At 47.0% G+C, this 18,904-nt stretch carries 23 protein-coding genes; 16 read left to right on the forward strand and 7 right to left on the reverse strand.

Going from position 1 to position 18,904, the window contains the following annotated elements; translation table 11 throughout:
• Positions 1–34: 34 nt before the first annotated feature.
• Complete coding sequence (locus tag ACWHAR_RS14640) at positions 35–295, forward strand: DUF1871 family protein (RefSeq protein ID WP_003152094.1); 261 nt, start codon at positions 35–37, stop codon at positions 293–295.
• A gap of 24 nt (positions 296–319) precedes the next feature.
• Here ACWHAR_RS14640 and ACWHAR_RS14645 read toward each other — a convergent pair whose 3' ends face one another.
• On the reverse strand, positions 320–1,141 hold the full coding sequence (locus tag ACWHAR_RS14645; RefSeq protein ID WP_032876825.1) for an alpha/beta fold hydrolase: 822 nt from the start codon (positions 1,139–1,141) through the stop codon (positions 320–322).
• A gap of 152 nt (positions 1,142–1,293) precedes the next feature.
• Between ACWHAR_RS14645 and ACWHAR_RS14650 the strand changes: the two genes are divergently transcribed.
• The 3 genes from ACWHAR_RS14650 (at position 1,294) to yugI (ending at position 3,553) form a co-directional block, all read left to right on the forward strand.
• On the forward strand, positions 1,294–1,794 hold the full coding sequence (locus tag ACWHAR_RS14650) for an Lrp/AsnC family transcriptional regulator (RefSeq protein ID WP_003152098.1): 501 nt from the start codon (positions 1,294–1,296) through the stop codon (positions 1,792–1,794).
• On the forward strand, positions 1,795–2,964 hold the full coding sequence (locus ACWHAR_RS14655; RefSeq protein ID WP_025285179.1) for an aminotransferase: 1,170 nt from the start codon (positions 1,795–1,797) through the stop codon (positions 2,962–2,964).
• A gap of 196 nt (positions 2,965–3,160) precedes the next feature.
• The gene (gene yugI / locus ACWHAR_RS14660) at positions 3,161–3,553 is read left to right on the forward strand and encodes a S1 domain-containing post-transcriptional regulator GSP13 (RefSeq protein ID WP_007408653.1); all 393 of its coding nucleotides are present in this window, start codon (positions 3,161–3,163) and stop codon (positions 3,551–3,553) included.
• A gap of 51 nt (positions 3,554–3,604) precedes the next feature.
• On the opposite strand, the gene ACWHAR_RS14665 is transcribed toward yugI, so the two are convergent.
• Positions 3,605–3,841 carry a DUF378 domain-containing protein gene (locus ACWHAR_RS14665; RefSeq protein WP_003152104.1) on the reverse strand — a complete coding sequence of 79 codons (237 nt, stop codon included), beginning with the start codon at positions 3,839–3,841 and terminating at the stop codon, positions 3,605–3,607.
• A 230-nt stretch (positions 3,842–4,071) separates the two neighbouring features.
• Here ACWHAR_RS14665 and ACWHAR_RS14670 point away from each other — a divergent pair, with 230 nt between their 5' ends.
• Both ACWHAR_RS14670 and ACWHAR_RS14675 read left to right on the forward strand, forming a co-directional pair.
• Positions 4,072–5,235 carry an iron-containing alcohol dehydrogenase gene (locus ACWHAR_RS14670; RefSeq protein WP_032876828.1) on the forward strand — a complete coding sequence of 388 codons (1,164 nt, stop codon included), beginning with the start codon at positions 4,072–4,074 and terminating at the stop codon, positions 5,233–5,235.
• Between the two features lie 86 nt (positions 5,236–5,321).
• Positions 5,322–6,494 (forward strand): iron-containing alcohol dehydrogenase, encoded by a 1,173-nt coding sequence (locus ACWHAR_RS14675; RefSeq protein ID WP_003152109.1) that lies wholly within the window; start codon positions 5,322–5,324, stop codon positions 6,492–6,494.
• A 309-nt stretch (positions 6,495–6,803) separates the two neighbouring features.
• Here ACWHAR_RS14675 and ycaC read toward each other — a convergent pair whose 3' ends face one another.
• Together ycaC and ACWHAR_RS14685 are read right to left on the reverse strand one after the other, a co-directional pair.
• Positions 6,804–7,448, reverse strand: coding sequence for an isochorismate family cysteine hydrolase YcaC (gene ycaC / locus ACWHAR_RS14680; RefSeq protein WP_014418745.1), 645 nt, complete (start codon positions 7,446–7,448; stop codon positions 6,804–6,806).
• Positions 7,449–7,572: 124 nt separating this feature from the next.
• The gene (locus tag ACWHAR_RS14685; RefSeq protein ID WP_032876830.1) at positions 7,573–8,139 is read right to left on the reverse strand and encodes an NADPH-dependent FMN reductase; all 567 of its coding nucleotides are present in this window, start codon (positions 8,137–8,139) and stop codon (positions 7,573–7,575) included.
• A 397-nt stretch (positions 8,140–8,536) separates the two neighbouring features.
• On the opposite strand from ACWHAR_RS14685, the gene ACWHAR_RS14690 reads away from it, so the two are divergent.
• Genes ACWHAR_RS14690 through ACWHAR_RS14700 form a run of 3 tightly spaced genes read left to right on the forward strand, consistent with a single transcriptional unit; the run spans position 8,537 to position 10,736 of the window.
• Positions 8,537–9,889: a glucose-6-phosphate isomerase gene (locus tag ACWHAR_RS14690; RefSeq protein ID WP_032876832.1), complete on the forward strand. Its 1,353-nt coding sequence runs from the start codon at positions 8,537–8,539 to the stop codon at positions 9,887–9,889.
• Between the two features lie 21 nt (positions 9,890–9,910).
• Complete coding sequence (locus tag ACWHAR_RS14695) at positions 9,911–10,309, forward strand: hypothetical protein (RefSeq protein WP_032876834.1); 399 nt, start codon at positions 9,911–9,913, stop codon at positions 10,307–10,309.
• A 22-nt stretch (positions 10,310–10,331) separates the two neighbouring features.
• Positions 10,332–10,736 carry a YugN-like family protein gene (locus ACWHAR_RS14700; RefSeq protein ID WP_032876836.1) on the forward strand — a complete coding sequence of 135 codons (405 nt, stop codon included), beginning with the start codon at positions 10,332–10,334 and terminating at the stop codon, positions 10,734–10,736.
• Here the strand turns inward: ACWHAR_RS14700 and ACWHAR_RS14705 are convergent.
• A complete protein-coding gene (locus ACWHAR_RS14705) occupies positions 10,733–11,719 on the reverse strand; it encodes a potassium channel family protein (RefSeq protein WP_007408644.1) in 987 nt (328 codons plus the stop codon). The genes ACWHAR_RS14700 and ACWHAR_RS14705 overlap by 4 nt on opposite strands.
• On the reverse strand, positions 11,716–11,970 hold the full coding sequence (locus tag ACWHAR_RS14710; RefSeq protein ID WP_015418086.1) for an Atypical membrane-integrating protein: 255 nt from the start codon (positions 11,968–11,970) through the stop codon (positions 11,716–11,718). Before ACWHAR_RS14710 ends, ACWHAR_RS14705 begins: the two co-directional genes overlap by 4 nt.
• Positions 11,971–12,102: 132 nt before the next feature.
• On the opposite strand from ACWHAR_RS14710, the gene ACWHAR_RS14715 reads away from it, so the two are divergent.
• The 7 genes from ACWHAR_RS14715 to ACWHAR_RS14745 all read left to right on the forward strand — a co-directional run bounded on the left by ACWHAR_RS14715 (position 12,103) and on the right by ACWHAR_RS14745 (position 18,013).
• Positions 12,103–12,366, forward strand: a complete 264-nt coding sequence (locus ACWHAR_RS14715; protein WP_032876839.1) for a hypothetical protein — start codon at positions 12,103–12,105, stop codon at positions 12,364–12,366.
• 46 nt (positions 12,367–12,412) lie between these two features.
• Positions 12,413–13,090 (forward strand): zinc metallopeptidase, encoded by a 678-nt coding sequence (locus tag ACWHAR_RS14720; protein WP_003152125.1) that lies wholly within the window; start codon positions 12,413–12,415, stop codon positions 13,088–13,090.
• Positions 13,091–13,132: 42 nt separating this feature from the next.
• Positions 13,133–14,422 carry a hemolysin family protein gene (locus tag ACWHAR_RS14725; RefSeq protein WP_007408640.1) on the forward strand — a complete coding sequence of 430 codons (1,290 nt, stop codon included), beginning with the start codon at positions 13,133–13,135 and terminating at the stop codon, positions 14,420–14,422.
• A gap of 89 nt (positions 14,423–14,511) precedes the next feature.
• The gene (locus tag ACWHAR_RS14730) at positions 14,512–16,170 is read left to right on the forward strand and encodes a glycoside hydrolase family 13 protein (RefSeq protein ID WP_032876841.1); all 1,659 of its coding nucleotides are present in this window, start codon (positions 14,512–14,514) and stop codon (positions 16,168–16,170) included.
• Between the two features lie 121 nt (positions 16,171–16,291).
• Entirely contained in the window at positions 16,292–16,708 is a 417-nt protein-coding gene (locus ACWHAR_RS14735; RefSeq protein ID WP_032876991.1) for a secondary thiamine-phosphate synthase enzyme YjbQ, read from the forward strand.
• The gene (locus ACWHAR_RS14740) at positions 16,705–17,736 is read left to right on the forward strand and encodes an NAD(P)H-dependent flavin oxidoreductase (RefSeq protein WP_032876844.1); all 1,032 of its coding nucleotides are present in this window, start codon (positions 16,705–16,707) and stop codon (positions 17,734–17,736) included. Before ACWHAR_RS14735 ends, ACWHAR_RS14740 begins: the two co-directional genes overlap by 4 nt.
• Positions 17,737–17,761: 25 nt before the next feature.
• Positions 17,762–18,013, forward strand: a complete 252-nt coding sequence (locus ACWHAR_RS14745; RefSeq protein ID WP_032876847.1) for a hypothetical protein — start codon at positions 17,762–17,764, stop codon at positions 18,011–18,013.
• Positions 18,014–18,030: 17 nt separating this feature from the next.
• Here the strand turns inward: ACWHAR_RS14745 and ACWHAR_RS14750 are convergent, their stop codons facing one another.
• Positions 18,031–18,768: a protein-glutamine gamma-glutamyltransferase gene (locus ACWHAR_RS14750; protein WP_007408635.1), complete on the reverse strand. Its 738-nt coding sequence runs from the start codon at positions 18,766–18,768 to the stop codon at positions 18,031–18,033.
• Between the last annotated feature and the right edge of the window lie 136 nt (positions 18,769–18,904).

Consider the following 18,904-nt stretch of genomic DNA (forward strand, 5'->3'; position numbering starts at 1 on the left):
AGAATTGCAAACTTTATTATAAGCGGTGATGAAAATGGAAGAAAGCCAAGCGGTCATGGAAATGATGAAAATCATTGCCAAGTGGGACCCGTTTAAATATGGAGAAGATTTTTATGAGACAGAAGCCGTCGATATCGTTCAGGCCGTCTACAGTGAAGACCGTGCCGACAAGCTGGCAGCAGCCATTCAGGATATCTTTGAAGCTTCATTTGAGCAAAAGCTTCCGATCGAAGGCTGCCAAAAGGCCGCCGAGCAGCTTCTGTTCATAAAAGAAAGCAGCTCCTGCACCCCTTAAAAACCGGCGGTTCCGCCGGTTTTTTTATTGAATAAATTCAAAAATCCGCTCCGAAACAAACTCTGGGCGCTCTTCGGGTACGAGGTGCCCCGTATCCTTGAGTGAATACAGAATGGAATCCGGCAGGTCGTCATGAAGCCGTTTTCCGACTGAGACCGGAACGACCCGATCTTCTTCTCCCCAGATTAAAAGAGCGGGGTTTTGCACTTTCTTCAAATCCTCGGGCTTTAAATCGCCCTCCCTGTGTCTGATAAACCTTGTCATCGCTTTGAAAATCTGGCGGTCTGTAAATGGTTTTTCGTAACCGTCAATCATTTCCTGATCGATAAGCGTCCGGTCGTGAACGACATTTAACAGGTTGTTCAGCACGCCGTCTTTTGAAAGCCAATACTTAAGGTACAGGTCAAAACAAGGGAGATGCGTCCCGAATATAATCGACGGGTGCGAGCGCTTTAAATACCCCGAGCTGCACAACAGGACGATTTTAGAAAAAAGCTCGGGTCTGAGAAGAGACGCGGATAAGGAAATCTGGCCGCCCATTGAATGGCCGATGAGTGCGGCCCGGCTGATACCGAGCTTTTCCAGAAGTCCGATCAGAAGCTTGGCGAGGTTTGCGTAAGTATATACGAAAGTCCGTGACTTTTCCGATTGCCCGAAAGGAGGCAGGTCAACGGCGATAATATCATAATGGTTTCTGAGCAGCGGGATCAGTTTTCTGAAGCTGAATGCCGAAGATAAAAAACCGTGTACGCAGACGAGTGTCTGTCTGCCGGGATTTTCATAATGCTCGTAATACAGCTCAACTCCGTCTATCGCGGCCCGTTTAATCGGTGAAACAGCTTCCATGAGAGCCTTCGCCGTCCTTTCTTTGTTGTAATGTAAAGGCTTTTTTGATTGTCAGATTTTAGCTCTGGTTTCTTTCGGGTTTTTCTTAGCATTTGTCGAAAATCGTGATATAATGTCATGAAGATTTTTGATAATGCAAAGGTGTGAAACGTATGAAGCTGACCGAAAAAGAAACAGAAATATTAGAAATTTTAGACGAAAACAGCCGCGTTGATGCGGAAACGATCGCGAAAATGGCAAACATTCCCGCTGAAGAAGTTAAAAGCATCATTGAAAAGCTTGAAAAGGAAAAAGTCATCATTGATTATGCGGCGATGATCGACTGGCGCAAAGTCGACGGTTTGGAAGGCGTCACGGCGATGATTGACGTAAAAGTCACTCCGAAACGAAATGTCGGCTTTGATGAAGTCGCTGAGCGGATATACAGATTCCAGGAAGTTGAATCAGTGTACCTGATGTCAGGGGTGTATGACTTATCCGTCGTTATTCGCGGCAACACGATGTCAGACGTGGCAAGCTTCGTGTCTGAAAAATTGTCCACCCTTGAGTCTGTCGTTTCCACGACAACGCACTTCATCCTGAAAAAATATAAGCATGACGGCAAAGTCTTTGAAAGCGGAGACGATGACAAAAGAATCGTGGTGTCTCCGTAAATGGAAACGAAGACTTCTTATTTATCTGACTACGTGCAGCAGATTAAACCGTCAGGCATCCGCAAGTTCTTTGATCTGGCCGCTACGATGGAAGGCGTCATTTCACTGGGAGTGGGAGAGCCTGACTTTGTGACGGCCTGGAATGTGAGGGAAGCGAGTATTCTTTCTTTAGAACAGGGGTATACGGCTTATACGGCAAATGCGGGTCTTTATGAACTGAGAGAAGAAATCAGCCGCTACTTAGATCAGCGGTTCGGCCTGAGTTATTCGCCTGACAGTGAACTGATCGTTACTGTAGGGGCAAGCCAGGCGCTTGATCTCGCTGTCCGCGCCATTATGAATCCTGGAGAGGAAATGTTAATTCCCGAACCGTGTTTTGTCGCATATGAATCACTCGTGACCCTGACGGGGGCGAAGCCGGTGCCGATTCAGACTGTCGCTGCAAAAGGTTTCAAAGCATCAGCCGCCGATTTTGAAGCGGCCCTGACGGACAAAACAAAAGCGCTGCTTCTATGCTCGCCGTCAAATCCGACAGGTTCTGTCTATTCGAAAGAAGAGCTTGAATCCATCGCTGCTTTCGCTGAAAAACACGACTTGATCGTGCTTGCCGATGAAATTTATGCTGAGCTGACGTATGATGAGCCATTCACGAGCATGGGGGCCATCCGCGGCATGAAGGAACGCACGGTTCTCATTTCCGGCTTCTCCAAAGCATTTGCCATGACGGGATGGAGACTCGGATTTACGGCGGCGCCTCCCGTAATCAGGGATGCGATGCTCAAAATTCATCAGCACGCGATGATGTGCGCGCCTTCCATGGCGCAATACGCGGCGCTTGAAGGGCTGAAAAACGGCCAGGAAGACGTCGAAAGAATGAAGAAAAGCTATCGGAGACGCCGAAACCTGATTGTGGAGACATTGAACGAAATCGGACTCGGCTGCCACCACCCCGGCGGAGCATTTTACGCGTTTCCTTCCATTCAGTCGACCGGCATGAGTTCAGAAGAATTCGCGGAACAGCTGCTCATTGAAGAAAAAGTAGCCGTCGTTCCGGGGAATGTATTCGGCCCGAGCGGCGAAGGCTACATCAGATGTTCCTATGCGACATCCATTGAGCAGATTCAGGAAGCGCTCGTCAGAATCAAACGGTTTGTTGAAAAAAGGGCATAAAAAAAGATACGAACCCGGTTCGCATCCAAATAAAAGGGGGGAATACTAGAAAGCCTTCGTAATCATAGTATACCCCCATTTTTCTGTGCTTAAACATGATCATGTAAAAAAGTTCTCTTTGCGAAAAACAAACTTGTATGATATAATTTTAAATTGCGTATAATCTGTATTTAATTTAACTTAGGAGTTGTTATGAATGGCAGCAAAATTTGAAGTGGGCAGTGTTTACACTGGTAAAGTAACAGGATTACAAGCGTATGGTGCGTTTGTTGCATTAGATGAAGAAACTCAAGGACTTGTTCACATTTCTGAAGTCACTCACGGTTTCGTAAAAGACATTAACGAGCACCTTTCAATCGGTGACGAAGTACAAGTAAAAGTACTTGCGGTTGACGAAGAAAAAGGCAAAATCAGCCTTTCTATCCGTGCGACTCAAGCGGCGCCTGAAAGAAAAGAAAGCAAACCAAGAAAACCGAAAGCGGCTCAAGCTTCTGAAGAAACATCTGCTCCGCAAGGTTTCAACACATTGAAAGATAAGCTTGAAGAGTGGATTGAACAGTCCAACCGCAAAGACCTTATCAAAAAATAATCATTAAAAAAAGCACCGGATATGTATGTTCGGTGCTTTTTTTATGTTTGTTTATCTGACTTCCGGATTTGCCGCTTCCTCGCGGGATGTTTCTTCGTTCGGCTTAAACAGCAGGCCGAGATTGATCAGACCGGCGATGCCGACAAGACCGTAAATAATCCGCGACAGAGCTGATCCTTGGCCGCCGAAGATGGCTGCTACTAAATCAAATTGGAAAAATCCGATCAGTCCCCAGTTAATAGCGCCGATAATCGTTAATACGAGACAGATACGCTGAATAACACTCATGTAAACAACCTCCTCTATGAATTCGTGAAACAGTTATAGATTGTGACAAAGCAAAGAATCTATGCATACTACATTCTCCGCTGTGTAAATCACACACTGTCTCAAGCTGCACAAGTGCCTTTCCCGCGAAGCCGCTGCCTGTAAACCGTGTGATGTGCCGTCAAAAAAGCGGATTGCTTTACATTGAATGTCATCTTTCTGCATAATATAAATCCAAAGGAGGAGATGTCATGCAAAACTTTACATATTGGAATCCGACCAAATTGATTTTCGGAAAGGGAGAGGTCGAAAAACTTCCTGAAGAAATCAAGCCGTACGGAAAGAACGTACTGCTCGTATACGGGGGCGGCAGCATTAAGCGCAGCGGTCTTTATGATCAAGTAACCGAACTGCTGAAAAAAGCAGGAGTTACCGTACATGAATTGGCAGGCGTAGAGCCGAATCCGCGTGTCTCAACGGTGAACAAGGGTGTTGCGCTCTGTAAAGAAAACAGCATCGATTTCTTATTGGCCGTCGGCGGCGGAAGTGTCATTGACTGCACGAAAGCCATCGCGGCGGGCGCTAAATATGACGGCGACGCGTGGGATATCGTCACGAAAAAACACCAGCCGAAAGAAGCGCTGCCGTTCGGAACAGTGCTGACCCTTGCGGCAACCGGTTCAGAGATGAACTCCGGATCAGTCATCACAAACTGGGAGACACAAGAGAAATACGGATGGGGAAGCCCGCTCGTTTACCCTAAATTCTCTATTCTCGATCCGGTAAACACATTTACCGTTCCGAAAGACCACACCATTTACGGCATGGTCGATATGATGAGCCATGTGTTTGAACAATATTTCCACCACACGTCAAACACGCCGTATCAGGACCGGATGTGTGAATCGCTTCTGCGCACGGTGATTGAAACAGCGCCGAAGCTGATCGATGATCTGGAGAACTACGAGCTTCGTGAGACGATTTTATATACAGGCACGATCGCATTAAACGGAATGCTGTCAATGGGCGCAAGAGGGGATTGGGCCACACACAACATCGAGCATGCGGTATCAGCGGTTTACGATATACCGCACGCCGGAGGTTTAGCGATTCTGTTCCCTAACTGGATGAGACATGTGCTCAAAGAAAATCCGGCCCGCTTTAAACAGCTTGCCGTCCGTGTCTTTGATATTGACGAGACAGGCAAATCAGATGAAGAGATCGCACTTGAAGGAATCAGCAAGCTGTCTGATTTCTGGACGAGCCTCGGCGCTCCGAACAGACTCGCTGATTATGATATTTCTGATGAGAAGCTGGATACGATTGCAGATAAAGCGATGGCAAACGGAGTATTCGGACAGTTCAAGTCACTGCAGAAAGAAGACGTGCTTGCGATACTGAAAGCATCATTGTAATAACATAAAGGGGGCGGCCGGATTGGCAGCTCCTTTTTTTCTGTGTTATAGTAATTCCCTTACGATTTTTTTGGAGGTCATGATAAATGGAGAACTTTACGTACTACAATCCGACGAAACTGATTTTCGGAAAAGGTCAAATCGACCAATTGAAAAAAGAGCTGAAGCAATACGGGAAAAACGTGCTGCTTGTTTACGGAGGCGGCAGCATTAAGCGAAACGGCCTGTATGACCAAGTAACAGGCATCTTAAAAGAAGAAGGCGCAACCGTTCATGAGCTTGCGGGTGTTGAACCGAACCCGCGTCTGGAAACGGTAAATAAAGGAATTGAGCTGTGCAGACAGCATGAGATTGATTTCCTTCTCGCAGTCGGCGGCGGAAGTGTCATTGACTGTACAAAAGCGATTGCGGCCGGTGCGAAATATGACGGTGACGCATGGGACATTTACAGCAAAAAAGTAACGGCGCAGGACGCGCTCCCGTTCGGCACGGTGCTGACGCTTGCGGCGACAGGCTCTGAAATGAACCCTGATTCCGTTATCACAAATTGGGAAACAAACGAAAAATTCGTATGGGGCAGCAATGTCACTCATCCGCGTTTCTCCATTTTAGATCCTGAGAATACTTTCAGCGTTCCGGAAAACCAAACCGTATACGGCATGGTGGATATGATGAGCCACGTATTTGAACAATACTTCCACAATGTTGAAAACACGCCGCTTCAGGACAGAATGTGTTTTGCGGTCCTTCAGACGGTAATTGAAACAGCGCCGAAACTTTTGGAAGACCTTGAGAACTATAAGCACCGTGAAACGATTTTATACGCGGGTACGATCGCATTAAACGGCACGCTGCAAATGGGCTATTTCGGCGATTGGGCTTCCCATACGATGGAGCACGCCGTATCAGCGGTTTATGACATCCCTCACGCGGGAGGACTTGCGATTCTGTTCCCGAACTGGATGAGATACACGCTTGATACAAATGTAGACCGTTTTAAAAACCTCATGCTCAACATGTTTGACATTGATACTGAAGGCAAAACGGATAAAGAAATTGCGCTTGAAGGGATCGATAAATTGTCCGCGTTCTGGACAAGCCTCGGCGCACCGTCCCGCCTTGCGGATTATGACATTGGTGAAGACAAGCTTGAGCTGATCGCAGACATCGCCGCAAAAGAAATGGAATACGGCGGATTCGGCAATTTCCAAAAACTGAACAAAGATGACGTACTTGCCATCTTAAAGGCGTCACTGTAAGATACATTCCCGCCCGGGGTGAAGATGAAATAGATTTTCAAGCTGCAGATGTAACCGTTTTGGGGAGTCCCTCTTTCCATATTTTCATTAATGCATCAAGAGCAAGTGAAACACCCCTTGCCATGAGACAACTATGGAAATCTCACATGATGCGGTTTTGACTCCCTGTTTCTGTACATTTAGCAGAAAAGGATCAATTAACTTTGCGATTGCCGATCATCTTTTTACACAAAATCTAAATCATGAAGATGAAGAGCCTTGCTATACTTCGAATTTAAAAAAGGGGCGCTGATTCAATCAGCGCTCCTTTTATGCATTTTGTGTACTAAGGTCCCGCTGCGCCCCCATATAGCTTCCCATTAAGTTTTGATAACCGGGAAGATGACTGGAGATTAATGCGCCAAAACCTTCAACATCGTTGCGCCAATCACGCTGAAGCTCGCACGCTACGCTGAACCAGTTCATAAGCTGCGCGCCGCCATGAGCCATACGCGTTAATGATGCATCTGCTACTTGCTTATTAAACGTCCCCGAAGCATCTGTCACAACAAACACTTCGTAGCCTGCTTTAATGGCAGAAAGCGCAGGAAAAGCAACGCAGACGTCTGTTACGACCCCCGCAATAATCAGCTGTTTTTTGCCAGTCGCTTCAATGGCTTTAACAAAGTCTTCATTGTCCCATGCATTAATTTGTCCAGGACGGGCTATTTTTGGCGCATCAGGAAAGAGATCAACGAGTTCTTGCATGAGCGGTCCGTTGGGTCCATTTTCAAAGCTGGTTGTTAAAATAACCGGTAAATCAAAGAATTTAGCCGTATCACCGAGAGCCAATACATTGTTTTTAAATTCATCAACGCCATAGTCACGCACGAGACCGGAAATAAGGCCGGTTTGATGGTCAACTAAAAGCACGGCAGCATCATCTTTTGAAAGACGGGAATATAGATCAGACATTTTATAATCCTCCTTGAATTAAGGCAAGTAAGTTTGTGAATTGAAAACGGTAAATCTATTCATATGCTGTGTAGATAGAAAGTTATTTCTGAGGTGACTTTTCGTGAGGGTGATGATCCTTCAATTAATCTGGAACGGGAACCGGAGCATGATCAATCCAATGGATGAACTGTTGTAAATAGCGTTGAAGATAACGTTTTGTTTGTTCATCCGTAAGTATGTTTTGAGCGGAATCAATTTTCTCATGGACTTGCGAAATCAGCATTTTTTGAAATGGCAAAACATTGACTTGCATAGCTTCGAGTACTTCTCTCAATTGCGTTTGACCAAAGGCAGTGCCGAACCCTCCGGGGGTTGCTCCGATTAAGCCAACTGGTTTTCTGTTTAAAACAGAAGAGGTCCGCGGTCTCGATGCCCAGTCCAATGCATTTTTTAATACCCCCGGAATTCCGGAATTGTACTCTGGACTTACAATGATGACGCCGTCAACGTCTTGTATATCAGTTCTAAAGGATGTTACGGAGTCTGGTGCTCCGGCAATTTCTAAATCTTCGTTAAAAAAAGGAAGACTGTCTATTTCAACCCAGCGAAATTGAGCCGCATTATCTAAGTCAATCAATGATTGAGCAATCGCTCGATTATACGAGTTTTTTCGTAAACTTCCACAAATAAGACCAATGGTTTTAGTCATAAAATCACCTCCCGGTATAAAATCACTTTCATCTTAACACGATACCCCAAATATAGACACTATTTTTAAAAATGGACATTTATGCCTTAATATTCCTGTGCGGCAGCCTCTCAAGAGGAGTACTATATAAAAAGAACCGTCCCCTCGGGATTGGCGATGGATGTCATCCTGCTCCAAAGTAAAGGTGATACATTCCTGGATCACCAACATTCGATTCGTTATCCCTCTCACAGTTAATACAAATATAACCATCTCGAATCCGGAATATTGTATAAAAAATGAACGCATCTTTAGCGCAAATCCCGTATTCATCCGCCCTTCTTCATGACTTGATTTAGCGGGTGAGTTCATATAAAGTGAAAGAGAAAACAATTCACCGTGATGGAGGGACAAGCAAATGACGCATGTACGCTTTGATTACTCAAGAGCGTTACCTTTTTTCAATGAACATGAACTTACATACGCACGTGATTTCGTAAAAACGGCACACCATAATATCCATGAAAAAACAGGCGCCGGAAGCGACTTTTTAGGATGGGTGGACCTCCCTGAAAACTACGATAAAGAAGAATTCGCGCGCATTAAAAAAAGCGCTGAAAAAATTAAATCAGATTCAGACGTGCTTCTCGTCGTGGGTATCGGCGGTTCATACTTAGGCGCCCGCGCGGCGATCGAAGCGCTCAATCATTCTTTCTATAATGTTCTGCCGAAAGACAAGCGCAAAAACCCTCAAGTTATCTTTATCGGCAACAATATCAGCTCAACTTATATGAAAGATGTTATGGATCTTTTGGAAGACGCTGATTTCTCTATCAATGTCATTTCTAAATCAGGCACGACGACGGAACCTGCAATCGCTTTCCGGATTTTCCGCAAACTTCTTGAAGAAAAATACGGAAAAGAAGAAGCGAAAGCGCGGATTTACGCGACGACAGATAAAGAGCGCGGCGCTTTAAAAACGCTTTCTAATGAAGAAGGCTTCGAATCATTCGTTATTCCTGATGATGTCGGCGGACGTTTCTCCGTTCTGACTGCGGTAGGTCTTCTGCCGATTGCGGTAAGCGGGGCTGATATCGATGAAATGATGAAAGGCGCTCTTGATGCAAGCAAAGACTTTTCCAGCTCGGAATTAGAGGAGAACGCGGCTTATCAATACGCCGTCGTCCGCAACGTTCTGTATAATAAAGGAAGAACTATTGAAATGCTCATCAACTATGAGCCTGCGCTGCAATACTTTGCGGAATGGTGGAAGCAGCTCTTCGGCGAAAGTGAAGGAAAAGATGAAAAAGGCATCTATCCTTCTTCCGCTAACTTCTCAACAGACCTTCACTCTCTCGGTCAATACGTGCAGGAAGGCAGACGCGATCTGTTTGAAACTGTATTAAACGTTGAAAAACCGAAGCATGAGCTGACAATTGAAGAAGCGGAAAATGATCTCGACGGCTTAAATTACTTAGCCGGCAAAACGGTCGATTTCGTCAATAAAAAAGCGTTCGAAGGCACGATGCTTGCCCATACAGACGGAAAAGTGCCGAACTTAATTGTCAATATTCCGCAGCTTAATGCATATACATTTGGATATCTCGTCTATTTCTTTGAAAAAGCGGTGGCGATGAGCGGTTATCTGCTCGGAGTCAACCCGTTTGATCAGCCGGGTGTTGAAGCCTATAAGGTGAATATGTTCGCGCTTCTCGGCAAACCGGGCTTTGAAGAGAAAAAAGCAGAGCTTGAAAAACGTCTTGAAAAATAAAAAAAAGTGCTGGCCCTCAGCATGACGGGTCAGCCTTTTTTAAACCGTGAAAGGTGTGATGATGAATTGATGCGGCTCTTATGTAAGCATGCCGTCATTTCCGTCTGTTCCGCCGCTATTGTCTATTCGGCACTAAAACTGTCTCCTGAATCCCTCTTACAAACCATCCTGTTTTTCGCTTTCCCTCTCGGCTTGTTTACGGACATGGTCCGGCTGAAACTGAAGATTGGCCGGATGCATACGCTGATGACGAAGTGCTGTCTCTATTCCGCCGTTTTCTATATTTCAACGGAAGCCGTTCTCTCCGCAATTGTGACGTATGTTCTGATTGAATGCGCCGTTACCTCTTTCCGGCGTCTGTCTGCCGCTCCCGATTCTTCCCAGACGCCGTATGAAGATGCCGCAGAGCGGGGACGCTAAAGACAAAAAGGAGTATATGCACATGATCAGCATTCCATCTTCACTTGAAGGGCAATCGTTTTTACTCCGCGAATTGGAACAGGTGCTGAAACCGATCGGTTATACCATCGGAGGCGGCTGGGAGTATGACCGCGGGTTCTTTGATTACAAAATTTCCGATCAGGACGGCTATTTATTTCTCCGCATCCCTATTGAAGCAAATAAGGGACACCTGGATGAACGGGGGGCCGCCGTTACAATCGGCACACCCTTTTTGCTGAGGCACGTCTATCAGCAGGAAACGGATGATCACGCAGGCGGCGGTGTTTTTGAGTCATTATTCAACCAATTCTCCGAGCCGAAACGGCGGGATGCGGCAATTGACCGCTCATATACAGATATCGGCATCTCGCTTGTGAAAGAGCTGGAAGACGTCCTGCTGCATTAAAGAGCCAAAAACAGATCAGTATCGAGCACCTGGTATGACAGGGGAGGGGTCAGCATCGGCCCCTCTTCTTTTTGTATGCCGATGATCGTGGTATTCCGTTTGAGATAATAGAGCGCACAGTCATGATAAGATGAACCCTTTAATTCCTCGGGGACGGGAATGATGCGCACCTTTTTCTCCAGCGTCAGATCTGACAGCGTTTGCGGTTTGGCAAGCTGCAGCTTGACCCGGTAATGCTCAAACATCACCCGGCTCGACAGCCGTGATGTGCACAGAATCTTATTGGCTCCTGCGCGCTCGGCGTTTTTGACATACCGTTCCGTTAAAATTTCCACGATACAATAAACGGACGGGTGCAGCCCTTTGATGGCGAGAAGCGTTAATACCGACAGCATATCAGCTTCGGATTCATTTTTCTGCTGATCCGCTGTCAGAATGACGGTATCGGCTTCCGTAATATTCGCTTTATTGAGCGTGCTGTCATCAGCGGCATGTCCGCGGATGAAATGGACGTTTTCAATAAGCGGCCCTTCCCTTAATGAATCATCAATCAGGACGACAGTTTTTGACGGTGCGATGTGCTGCAGTTCTTTCAGCAGCATATGCGACTTCTCATTCCATCCGATAAGAATGACGTGCCCCTTGCCTTTAAAGGCGACCTTCCCTTCGACATAGCGGTGCTGTTTGCTGAACACGGCTGAAGAAAGCGTGGCGAAATAGGCGGTCACAAAACTCGCTCCGCTTAATACAAGCACCATACCGGCAATCTGCCCGAGCGGTGTCTGGGGAACGTAATCGCCGTAGCCGACTGTGGCCACCGTAATCACCGCCCACCAAACCCCTTCAAACACAGACGTGAATTGCTTCGGTTCGAGCATGTAAATGAGTTGGCCGAACAATAAAATCAAGGCGATAATGATCAGCCCGATCCGAACATATAACGGCCATCTCAGCCAGGAAATAAATAAACGGTTTGATTTCATTCGTCCGGCTCTTCTTTCGACAGAGAGATGGATAAAATCTGTTTAATAATGGTGTTTAGTTTTTCGTCCAGCTGTTCCTGGCCGTATGAGTCACGCGCATGTCTGATTAAATCGGCCGTCTCATCTTCAAACTGAATGAGAGGTTCATCGTTTTCCGCTTCATTATAGAGCTGGATGAAGGCGTCAAGCCCTTCGTTCATTCTGTCTATCGCATTGCTCAGCTGTTCTTTCTCGCCATTTGTCACTTTCATGTCGATCACACCTGTATCTTTTTTTATACAGTATGTCCCAGTTCGTTTGATGTCTTTCAAAAATCGCCGAAAACATATTCACCCTCATTTTTTCATATGATAAAGAAAGCGGACCGAAAAAGGGTGAGTCAAATGACAGTCATTCAAAAACTGCTGGCGGCGCTGGCCGGAGCGCAGCTGCTCGCTTCGGCGGCCGTATTGCTTATTTTTGATTTGAATGGATACAATCACATGTCAGGCGGATTTTCATGGCTTGTTTTTGTAAAAGAGACCGCAGGCACGTTTCCGTTTTACATCGGATTGGCCGGGTGTATCCTCATCATGCTCGGAGGATTGATTCCTGTCAGAAAAAAGAAGCGGATTTCTGTACAGGAAAGCGGACAATCATTAAAATAATATATAAGCAGATCGTACGATATAAGAGAAAAAGGAAGAGGATAATATGCTGTTTATCTTTTTAACAATTGCTGCATTGGGATTGTCGTTTTGGGCACAATTTAAAGTGAAAAGCAATTTTCAGAAATACTCAGACGTGGAAGCTTCCAGTCAGCGGACGGGGGCGGAAACGGCAAGACGGATTCTTGATATTAACGGTTTATATGATGTGCCGGTAGAACCGGTAAGAGGCACTTTAACAGACCATTACGACCCGACGGAGCGGGTGGTGCGTTTATCTGAGCCGGTATATTACGGCCGCTCCATTTCCGCCATTTCCGTCGCTTCCCATGAAGTCGGACATGCTTTGCAGCATCAGGAATCATACGGCGCGCTTGTGCTGAGGCACAAAATTTTTCCGGTCGTCAATTTTGCCTCCGGGGTTGCCCCTCTGCTTTTCTTGGGCGGGATGCTCCTGGGCAGCTTGAACTTAATCGGACTCGGCATTATTTTGTTTTCGGCCGCTGTTTTTTTCCAGCTTGTCACACTGCCTGTCGAGTTTAATGCCAGCGCGAGGGCGAAGCGGATTATCGTGTCGGAAGGATTCATTCGCAACAGTGAAGAACACGGCGTGAATAAAGTGCTGAACGCCGCCGCGCTGACGTATGTGGCTGCGGCGCTCGTTTCATTATTCGAGCTGCTTCGTTTTGTGATGATTTTCTTAAATGGTCGTGATGAGAATTAACACGAAGGAGGTGGCCCCTTACCGTTTGCGGTAGGGGTTTTTTTGCTTATATTAAAACTGATTCTCATTATGCTGTTAATCGGATTAACGGCCATCTTTGTCGCTGCGGAATTTGCGATTGTCAAAATCCGCGGTTCAAAAATCGCGGAGCTGGTTGAAACCGGAGACAGCCGGGCGCTCGCGGCGCACAGGGTGATTTCAAATCTCGATGAATATTTATCAGCGTGCCAGCTCGGCATTACGATTACGGCGCTTGGACTCGGCTGGCTCGGTGAACCGACGATTCAGCGGCTTCTTCATCCTGTTTTCAGCCTGATCGGAATGCCGTCATCTATTACGCACGTCGTCACGTTTATTGCGGCGTTTATCGCCGTCACGTATCTGCACGTCGTCATCGGAGAGCTTGCGCCGAAAACGATATCCATTCAAAAAGCCGAAGCCGTCAGTCTGTGGACGGCGAAACCGCTCATTCTGTTTTATAAAGTGATGTATCCGTTTATTAAGCTGTTAAACGGCTCAGCCGGATTTTTGGTCAAGCTGTTCGGTTTTCATTCGGTGAAAGAACATGAGGTCGTGGTCAGTGAAGAGGAATTGCGGCTGATTTTGTCCGAAAGCTATAAAAAAGGTCAAATCAATCAATCCGAATTCCGTTACGTCAATAAAATATTTGAATTCGATAACCGGGTCGCCAGAGAAATCATGGTGCCGCGCACCGAAATCGCCGCCATCTCGCTTGAACAGTCAGTTGATGAAGCCATACATTTGATCATCAACGAACGGTATACGCGATATCCGGTTATTAAGGAAGACAAAGATCACATTCTCGGCATTATTAACAATAAGGATTTATTTAAAGCGTATTTTCTCGGCCGCTCCATTGAATTAAAAGAAATTATGCGTCCGGTCATCAGAGTCATTGAAAGCATCCCCGTTCAGGAGCTTTTGATCCGCATGCAGAAGGAGCGGATTCATATGGCGATTCTCGTTGACGAATACGGCGGCACGGCGGGACTTGTGACCGTCGAAGACATATTGGAGGAAATCGTCGGGGAAATCCGTGATGAATATGACCAGGATGAAATGCCCCACATCGTCAAAAAAGGCGAACACCACTATGTGATGGACGGCAAGGCGCTCATAGAAGAGGTGAATGATCTCCTTGATATCGCCATCGAAAATGAAGACATTGACACGATTGCCGGCTGGCTCTTAACACAAAAAATGGAGCTGAAAAATGGTGATGTGTTTCATGCCGAAGGGTGTGAATTTAAGGTGCTGGAAGCGGAAGACCATCATATCCGCTTCGTTGAAATTAAAAAAACTGATTTCTGAGCCTCCTGCTTTTGCAATGAGGCTTTTTTTATGAAAAAAATGCTTCTTCGTCCCGCTCTTTCATATGCTGTAAAGAAAGGAGTGTCGGTATGAAAACGGATTGGTGGAAAACGGCGGCCGTCTATCAAATTTATCCCCGAAGTTTTATGGATTCGAACGGGGACGGAATCGGCGACATGAACGGCATCAGAGCAAAGCTTCATTACATAAAAGAGTTGGGGGCGGATGTGATCTGGCTTTGTCCCGTTTTTGACTCGCCGGGCGCGGACAACGGCTACGATATTCGGAATTATAAACAAATTGCCGGCGAATTCGGGACGATGGAGGATTTTGACCGGCTCCTTGCGGATGTCCATGCGCTCGGCATGAAGCTGATTATAGACCTCGTCATCAACCATACAAGCGATGAGCACCCTTGGTTTATCGAATCACGCTCAGCGAAAGATTCCGAAAAACGGGACTGGTACATCTGGAGAGACGGAAAAAACGGCAAAGAGCCGAACAATTGGGAAAGCATTTTCGGCGGATCAGCGTGGGAATATGATCAAGAAACCGACCAGTATTACCTGCACCTCTTTGACAAAAAACAGCCTGATTTAAATTGGGAAAACGAAGCGATGAGGCAGTCCGTTTATGAGATGGTCCGCTGGTGGCTTGATAAAGGCATAGACGGCTTCCGGGTGGATGCCATTTCTCACATTAAGAAAAAAGAAGGGCTCCCTGACATGCCGAATCCGGACGGTCTCCCATACGTCCCGTCTTTCCCGTATCATATGAATGGGGAAGGCATAATGGATCTCTTAAAAGAGCTGAAACGGGAAACATTTTCGCGCTATCCGATCATGACGGTCGGCGAGGCGAACGGAGTGGCGGCTTGGGAGGCGGCTGATTGGGCCGGTGAAGAAAACGGCGTCTTTCAAATGATTTTTCAATTTGAACATCTCGGCCTCTGGGATACGGAAGGTGATCAAAGCATCTCCATTCCGGCGCTTAAGCGCGTCTTGTCCGGCTGGCAGAACAGTCTTGAAGGAAAGGGCTGGAACGCGTTATTTATGGAGAACCACGATCAGCCCCGTTCCGTCTCGGTATGGGGTGACGAACGGTTTTTGACAGAAAGCGCCAAGGCACTCGCCGCGATGTATATGCTGATGAAAGGCACGCCGTTTATTTACCAGGGGCAGGAGCTCGGAATGACCAATGTTTCGTTCCCATCCATTGAAGATTATGATGATGCCGCAATGAAATATCTGTATGAAAAAGAGACGTCCCGCGGCGTTCCGCATGAAAAAGTGATGAAGATCATCTGGAAGAAGGGCCGGGATAATTCACGGACACCGATGCAATGGAGCGGTGAGGCGAACGGCGGGTTTTCTGATGCTTCTCCGTGGCTCGGAGTGAATCCGAACTACACATGGCTGAATGCTGCATCACAAATGCAGGATGAAACATCCGTATACCATTTCTACAAACGGCTGCTCGCCCTCAGAAAAGAACACGGCGTATTGATCAGCGGCACATACGAATTGCTGCTTCCGAATGACCGGCAGATTTATGCCTATCTAAGAAAAAACGGAACAACAACCGCCCTGATCATCACAAATCTGTCCCGAACCCCCGCTTTATACAGGCATCCCGGTTATCCGCTTGACTCCGATTCTCTCGTGCTTGCAAACGCGGAGACAGAAGTGCACCGCCATGTGACATCCTTTGTTTTAAAGCCTTATGAGGCCCGCGTATATATATGGTGAAAAACTTCAGTCCCGAGGCTGAAGTTTTTTGTGATCTGCGTTTATCATCGCGATCCGACAGGAAAAGACAAATACAGAAACGAATATGGGAAAGGAAGAGAAAAAGAAAGGAGGCATTTATATGCTGAAAAAATTGCAGATTCAAACAAACAGACGGGATGAAATGATCGACATCACACATGAAGCTGAAGCGTTTCTCCGCAAAACAGGCGTAAAAAACGGTTTGGCGCTCATATACTGTCCCCATACAACCGCCGGCATTACCATAAATGAAAATGCCGATCCGGATGTGAAGAGGGATATGCTCAGAAGGTTTGATGAAATATATCCGTGGGACCACGAACTGGACCGGCATATGGAGGGAAATACGGCGGCACATATGAAAGCGAGTACAACCGGCGCCTCCCAGCATGTCATCATAGAAGACGGGCGCCTGATACTCGGAACATGGCAGGGCGTTTATTTTTGCGAATTTGACGGTCCGCGAAACAGAACATGTTATATCAAAATACAGGCTGAAACGGAGGAAAACAAATGAGTGAGTGGATGAGTGCATTATCATTAACAAAGCCCGTCATTCAGGCGCCGATGGCCGGCGGGCTGGTCACGCCGCGTCTGGCTTCGGCGGTATCAAATGAAGGGGCGCTCGGAAGCCTCGCTTCAGGATACGTCAGCCCGCAAGCGCTTGAAAAACAGCTTATCGAGATGAAAGAGCTGACGGACCGCTCCTTTCAAGTAAATCTTTTCGTCCCGGAAGAAAGGCAGATGCCTGAGGCGGAACTGGTTAAAAAATGGAAAGCCCGCATCCCAAGGGCAAAAGACGCCAAGCCGTTCTCTGATCTGAAAGAAGAATGGAATGATTTCGAGGAAAAAGCGGAGCTTCTGATCCGTTACGGAGTCAAAGCGTGTTCATTCACCTTCGGCCTGCCGCCGGAAAAAACGGCGGAAAAGCTGAAGAAAAGCGGCTGTTTCCTTTTCGGCACGGCGACAACGCCGGAGGAAGCGAAAGCCTTTGAAGAACGGGGGATGGACGCCGTTATTCTGCAGGGAATAGAAGCCGGCGGACATCGCGGGTCGTTTCTGCCGGTTAAAGGAGAACCGGCTCTCGGCCTTATGGCGCTGATTCCGCAGGCTAAAGACGCGCTGAATATCCCGGTGATTGCGGCAGGCGGCATTTTTGACCGCCGCGGGGTGCAGGCGGCCCGATGTTTGGGTGCGGACGGCGTTCAAGTAGGAACACCGTTTCTCCTTTGTGAAGAAAGCAGCGCCTCACCGGCATATCAAAAAGCCATTGCCGAATCAAAAGGAGCCGACACGCGGCTGACCACCCTGTTTTCGGGAAAACTGGCGCGGGGAATCGTGAATCAGTTCATGAAAACATATGAAGCCGACGAGGGAAATACGCTGCCTTATCCGCTGCATAATACGCTGACAAAGCCGATGCGCGGGCACGCGGCTCAATCAGGAGACGCGGAGTATATGTCTTTATGGGCCGGCCAGTCCGCCGCGAAACTTGAAGGGCCGACAGACGTGAAAACCGTTTTGGACAGATTGTGCGAATCATAATCCAGAAATCGTGAGGTGATGGATGATGAAGATTCTTCAAATGTCCTACGAAAAAAGAGGGACTATTGAGTTTGTCTTTGAAGATTTTCCGCATTCCAAAGTCACCATGGCGCCGATTAAAGGGTATTACTTTGTCCGCGCCATTAAATGGAGCAGACGGGACAGAGCCGTCACCCGACATGATTTAGAGAAGTTTGAATGGGCTGCAAACCAAGCGCTCGGCACGACGGCTTTTTACCGGAAAAGAAAAGCATTCCGCATCCCATCGTCACAATGACAGACGATGGGATTGTTTTAATGCATGATTTGATAAAGCGCGGGTGCATCAAGCCTTGTTGCCTGGTTAAGCAGATAAGCCGGCTGCACGGCATTTTTTTTTCTTAAAGAATTCAATCTCTGGATGATTTGTTCAGCGGTCAGAATCCCGAGACCGTGGGCGAAATATTGATCATTCCCCATCACAATGACATTCTCTCCCCGCCACTGAGCCTTTGCAGGATTAAAATCAGGATTTTTAAAATATAAACAATCTCCCCGTAAAAAGTGGCTGCCGGTTTCCGTGTAGATCGGCAGATGCTCATAGTGCCAGTCATACAAAGTGATATCCCGGAAACGCCGGTTAAACCGTTCTTCACCGATTGTCTTTAAGACGGCCAGATAATAAATCACAACAATGGCGGTAGCGCATTCAAATGCGTAAAACGCCCCGTTTTCAATAATGTCCCGAATCGCTTTTGAAGCGGGGATTCTGTACTTCAGCTCCAAGGCTCCTTCCGGCGTCACTCTCCAATAAGCCGTATTTCCGTATGTTTTGGCGAAAGTTGCAAATTTCACACCTGATCCGTGCAGTTCTCTTGCGGCTTCCACAATATGGCGGCGCAGCCGCACCTCGAACATCAGTTCAGCAATCGACCCGTAATCGAATTGTACGGGAGAATTGAGCAGTTCATTTATATACGGAACAAGGCTTTCTTCCGTCTGCCAGTTCGCGATGTCCTGAGGCCGAAGCACTTGGCCGGATATGATAATCATCTGCGCGCCCCCCTTCTCTTTTTTTATAAGATATGCAGGAAGCTTGGGCAACGAAAATCAAGTCATAAAAAAGGAGGAAATGTTAACAAAATGTGAAGGCTGAGCCGATATATAAGGTATCACACTTGAGGGAGCA

This window comes from Bacillus sp. LR--39, from assembly GCF_053613335.1.

Excerpts from the sequence above, each read along its gene's own strand:
- ACWHAR_RS14640 (WP_003152094.1), top strand. The coding sequence starts at position 35 with ATGGAAGAAAGCCAAGCGGTCATGGAAATGATGAAAATCATTGCCAAG.
- ACWHAR_RS14750 (WP_007408635.1), bottom strand. The coding sequence starts at position 18,768 with ATGATTATCATATCCGGCCAAGTGCTTCGGCCTCAGGACATCGCGAAC.
- ACWHAR_RS14695 (WP_032876834.1), top strand. The coding sequence starts at position 9,911 with ATGACGGGTCAGCCTTTTTTAAACCGTGAAAGGTGTGATGATGAATTG.
- ACWHAR_RS14655 (WP_025285179.1), top strand. The coding sequence starts at position 1,795 with ATGGAAACGAAGACTTCTTATTTATCTGACTACGTGCAGCAGATTAAA.
- ycaC (WP_014418745.1), bottom strand. The coding sequence starts at position 7,448 with ATGTCTGATCTATATTCCCGTCTTTCAAAAGATGATGCTGCCGTGCTT.
- ACWHAR_RS14670 (WP_032876828.1), top strand. The coding sequence starts at position 4,072 with ATGCAAAACTTTACATATTGGAATCCGACCAAATTGATTTTCGGAAAG.
- ACWHAR_RS14675 (WP_003152109.1), top strand. The coding sequence starts at position 5,322 with ATGGAGAACTTTACGTACTACAATCCGACGAAACTGATTTTCGGAAAA.
- ACWHAR_RS14700 (WP_032876836.1), top strand. The coding sequence starts at position 10,332 with ATGATCAGCATTCCATCTTCACTTGAAGGGCAATCGTTTTTACTCCGC.
- ACWHAR_RS14710 (WP_015418086.1), bottom strand. The coding sequence starts at position 11,970 with ATGAAAGTGACAAATGGCGAGAAAGAACAGCTGAGCAATGCGATAGAC.
- ACWHAR_RS14705 (WP_007408644.1), bottom strand. The coding sequence starts at position 11,719 with ATGAAATCAAACCGTTTATTTATTTCCTGGCTGAGATGGCCGTTATAT.
- ACWHAR_RS14665 (WP_003152104.1), bottom strand. The coding sequence starts at position 3,841 with ATGAGTGTTATTCAGCGTATCTGTCTCGTATTAACGATTATCGGCGCT.
- yugI (WP_007408653.1), top strand. The coding sequence starts at position 3,161 with ATGGCAGCAAAATTTGAAGTGGGCAGTGTTTACACTGGTAAAGTAACA.
- ACWHAR_RS14690 (WP_032876832.1), top strand. The coding sequence starts at position 8,537 with ATGACGCATGTACGCTTTGATTACTCAAGAGCGTTACCTTTTTTCAAT.
- ACWHAR_RS14745 (WP_032876847.1), top strand. The coding sequence starts at position 17,762 with ATGAAGATTCTTCAAATGTCCTACGAAAAAAGAGGGACTATTGAGTTT.
- ACWHAR_RS14645 (WP_032876825.1), bottom strand. The coding sequence starts at position 1,141 with ATGGAAGCTGTTTCACCGATTAAACGGGCCGCGATAGACGGAGTTGAG.
- ACWHAR_RS14685 (WP_032876830.1), bottom strand. The coding sequence starts at position 8,139 with ATGACTAAAACCATTGGTCTTATTTGTGGAAGTTTACGAAAAAACTCG.
- ACWHAR_RS14735 (WP_032876991.1), top strand. The coding sequence starts at position 16,292 with ATGCTGAAAAAATTGCAGATTCAAACAAACAGACGGGATGAAATGATC.
- ACWHAR_RS14740 (WP_032876844.1), top strand. The coding sequence starts at position 16,705 with ATGAGTGAGTGGATGAGTGCATTATCATTAACAAAGCCCGTCATTCAG.
- ACWHAR_RS14720 (WP_003152125.1), top strand. The coding sequence starts at position 12,413 with ATGCTGTTTATCTTTTTAACAATTGCTGCATTGGGATTGTCGTTTTGG.
- ACWHAR_RS14715 (WP_032876839.1), top strand. The coding sequence starts at position 12,103 with ATGACAGTCATTCAAAAACTGCTGGCGGCGCTGGCCGGAGCGCAGCTG.
- ACWHAR_RS14650 (WP_003152098.1), top strand. The coding sequence starts at position 1,294 with ATGAAGCTGACCGAAAAAGAAACAGAAATATTAGAAATTTTAGACGAA.
- ACWHAR_RS14730 (WP_032876841.1), top strand. The coding sequence starts at position 14,512 with ATGAAAACGGATTGGTGGAAAACGGCGGCCGTCTATCAAATTTATCCC.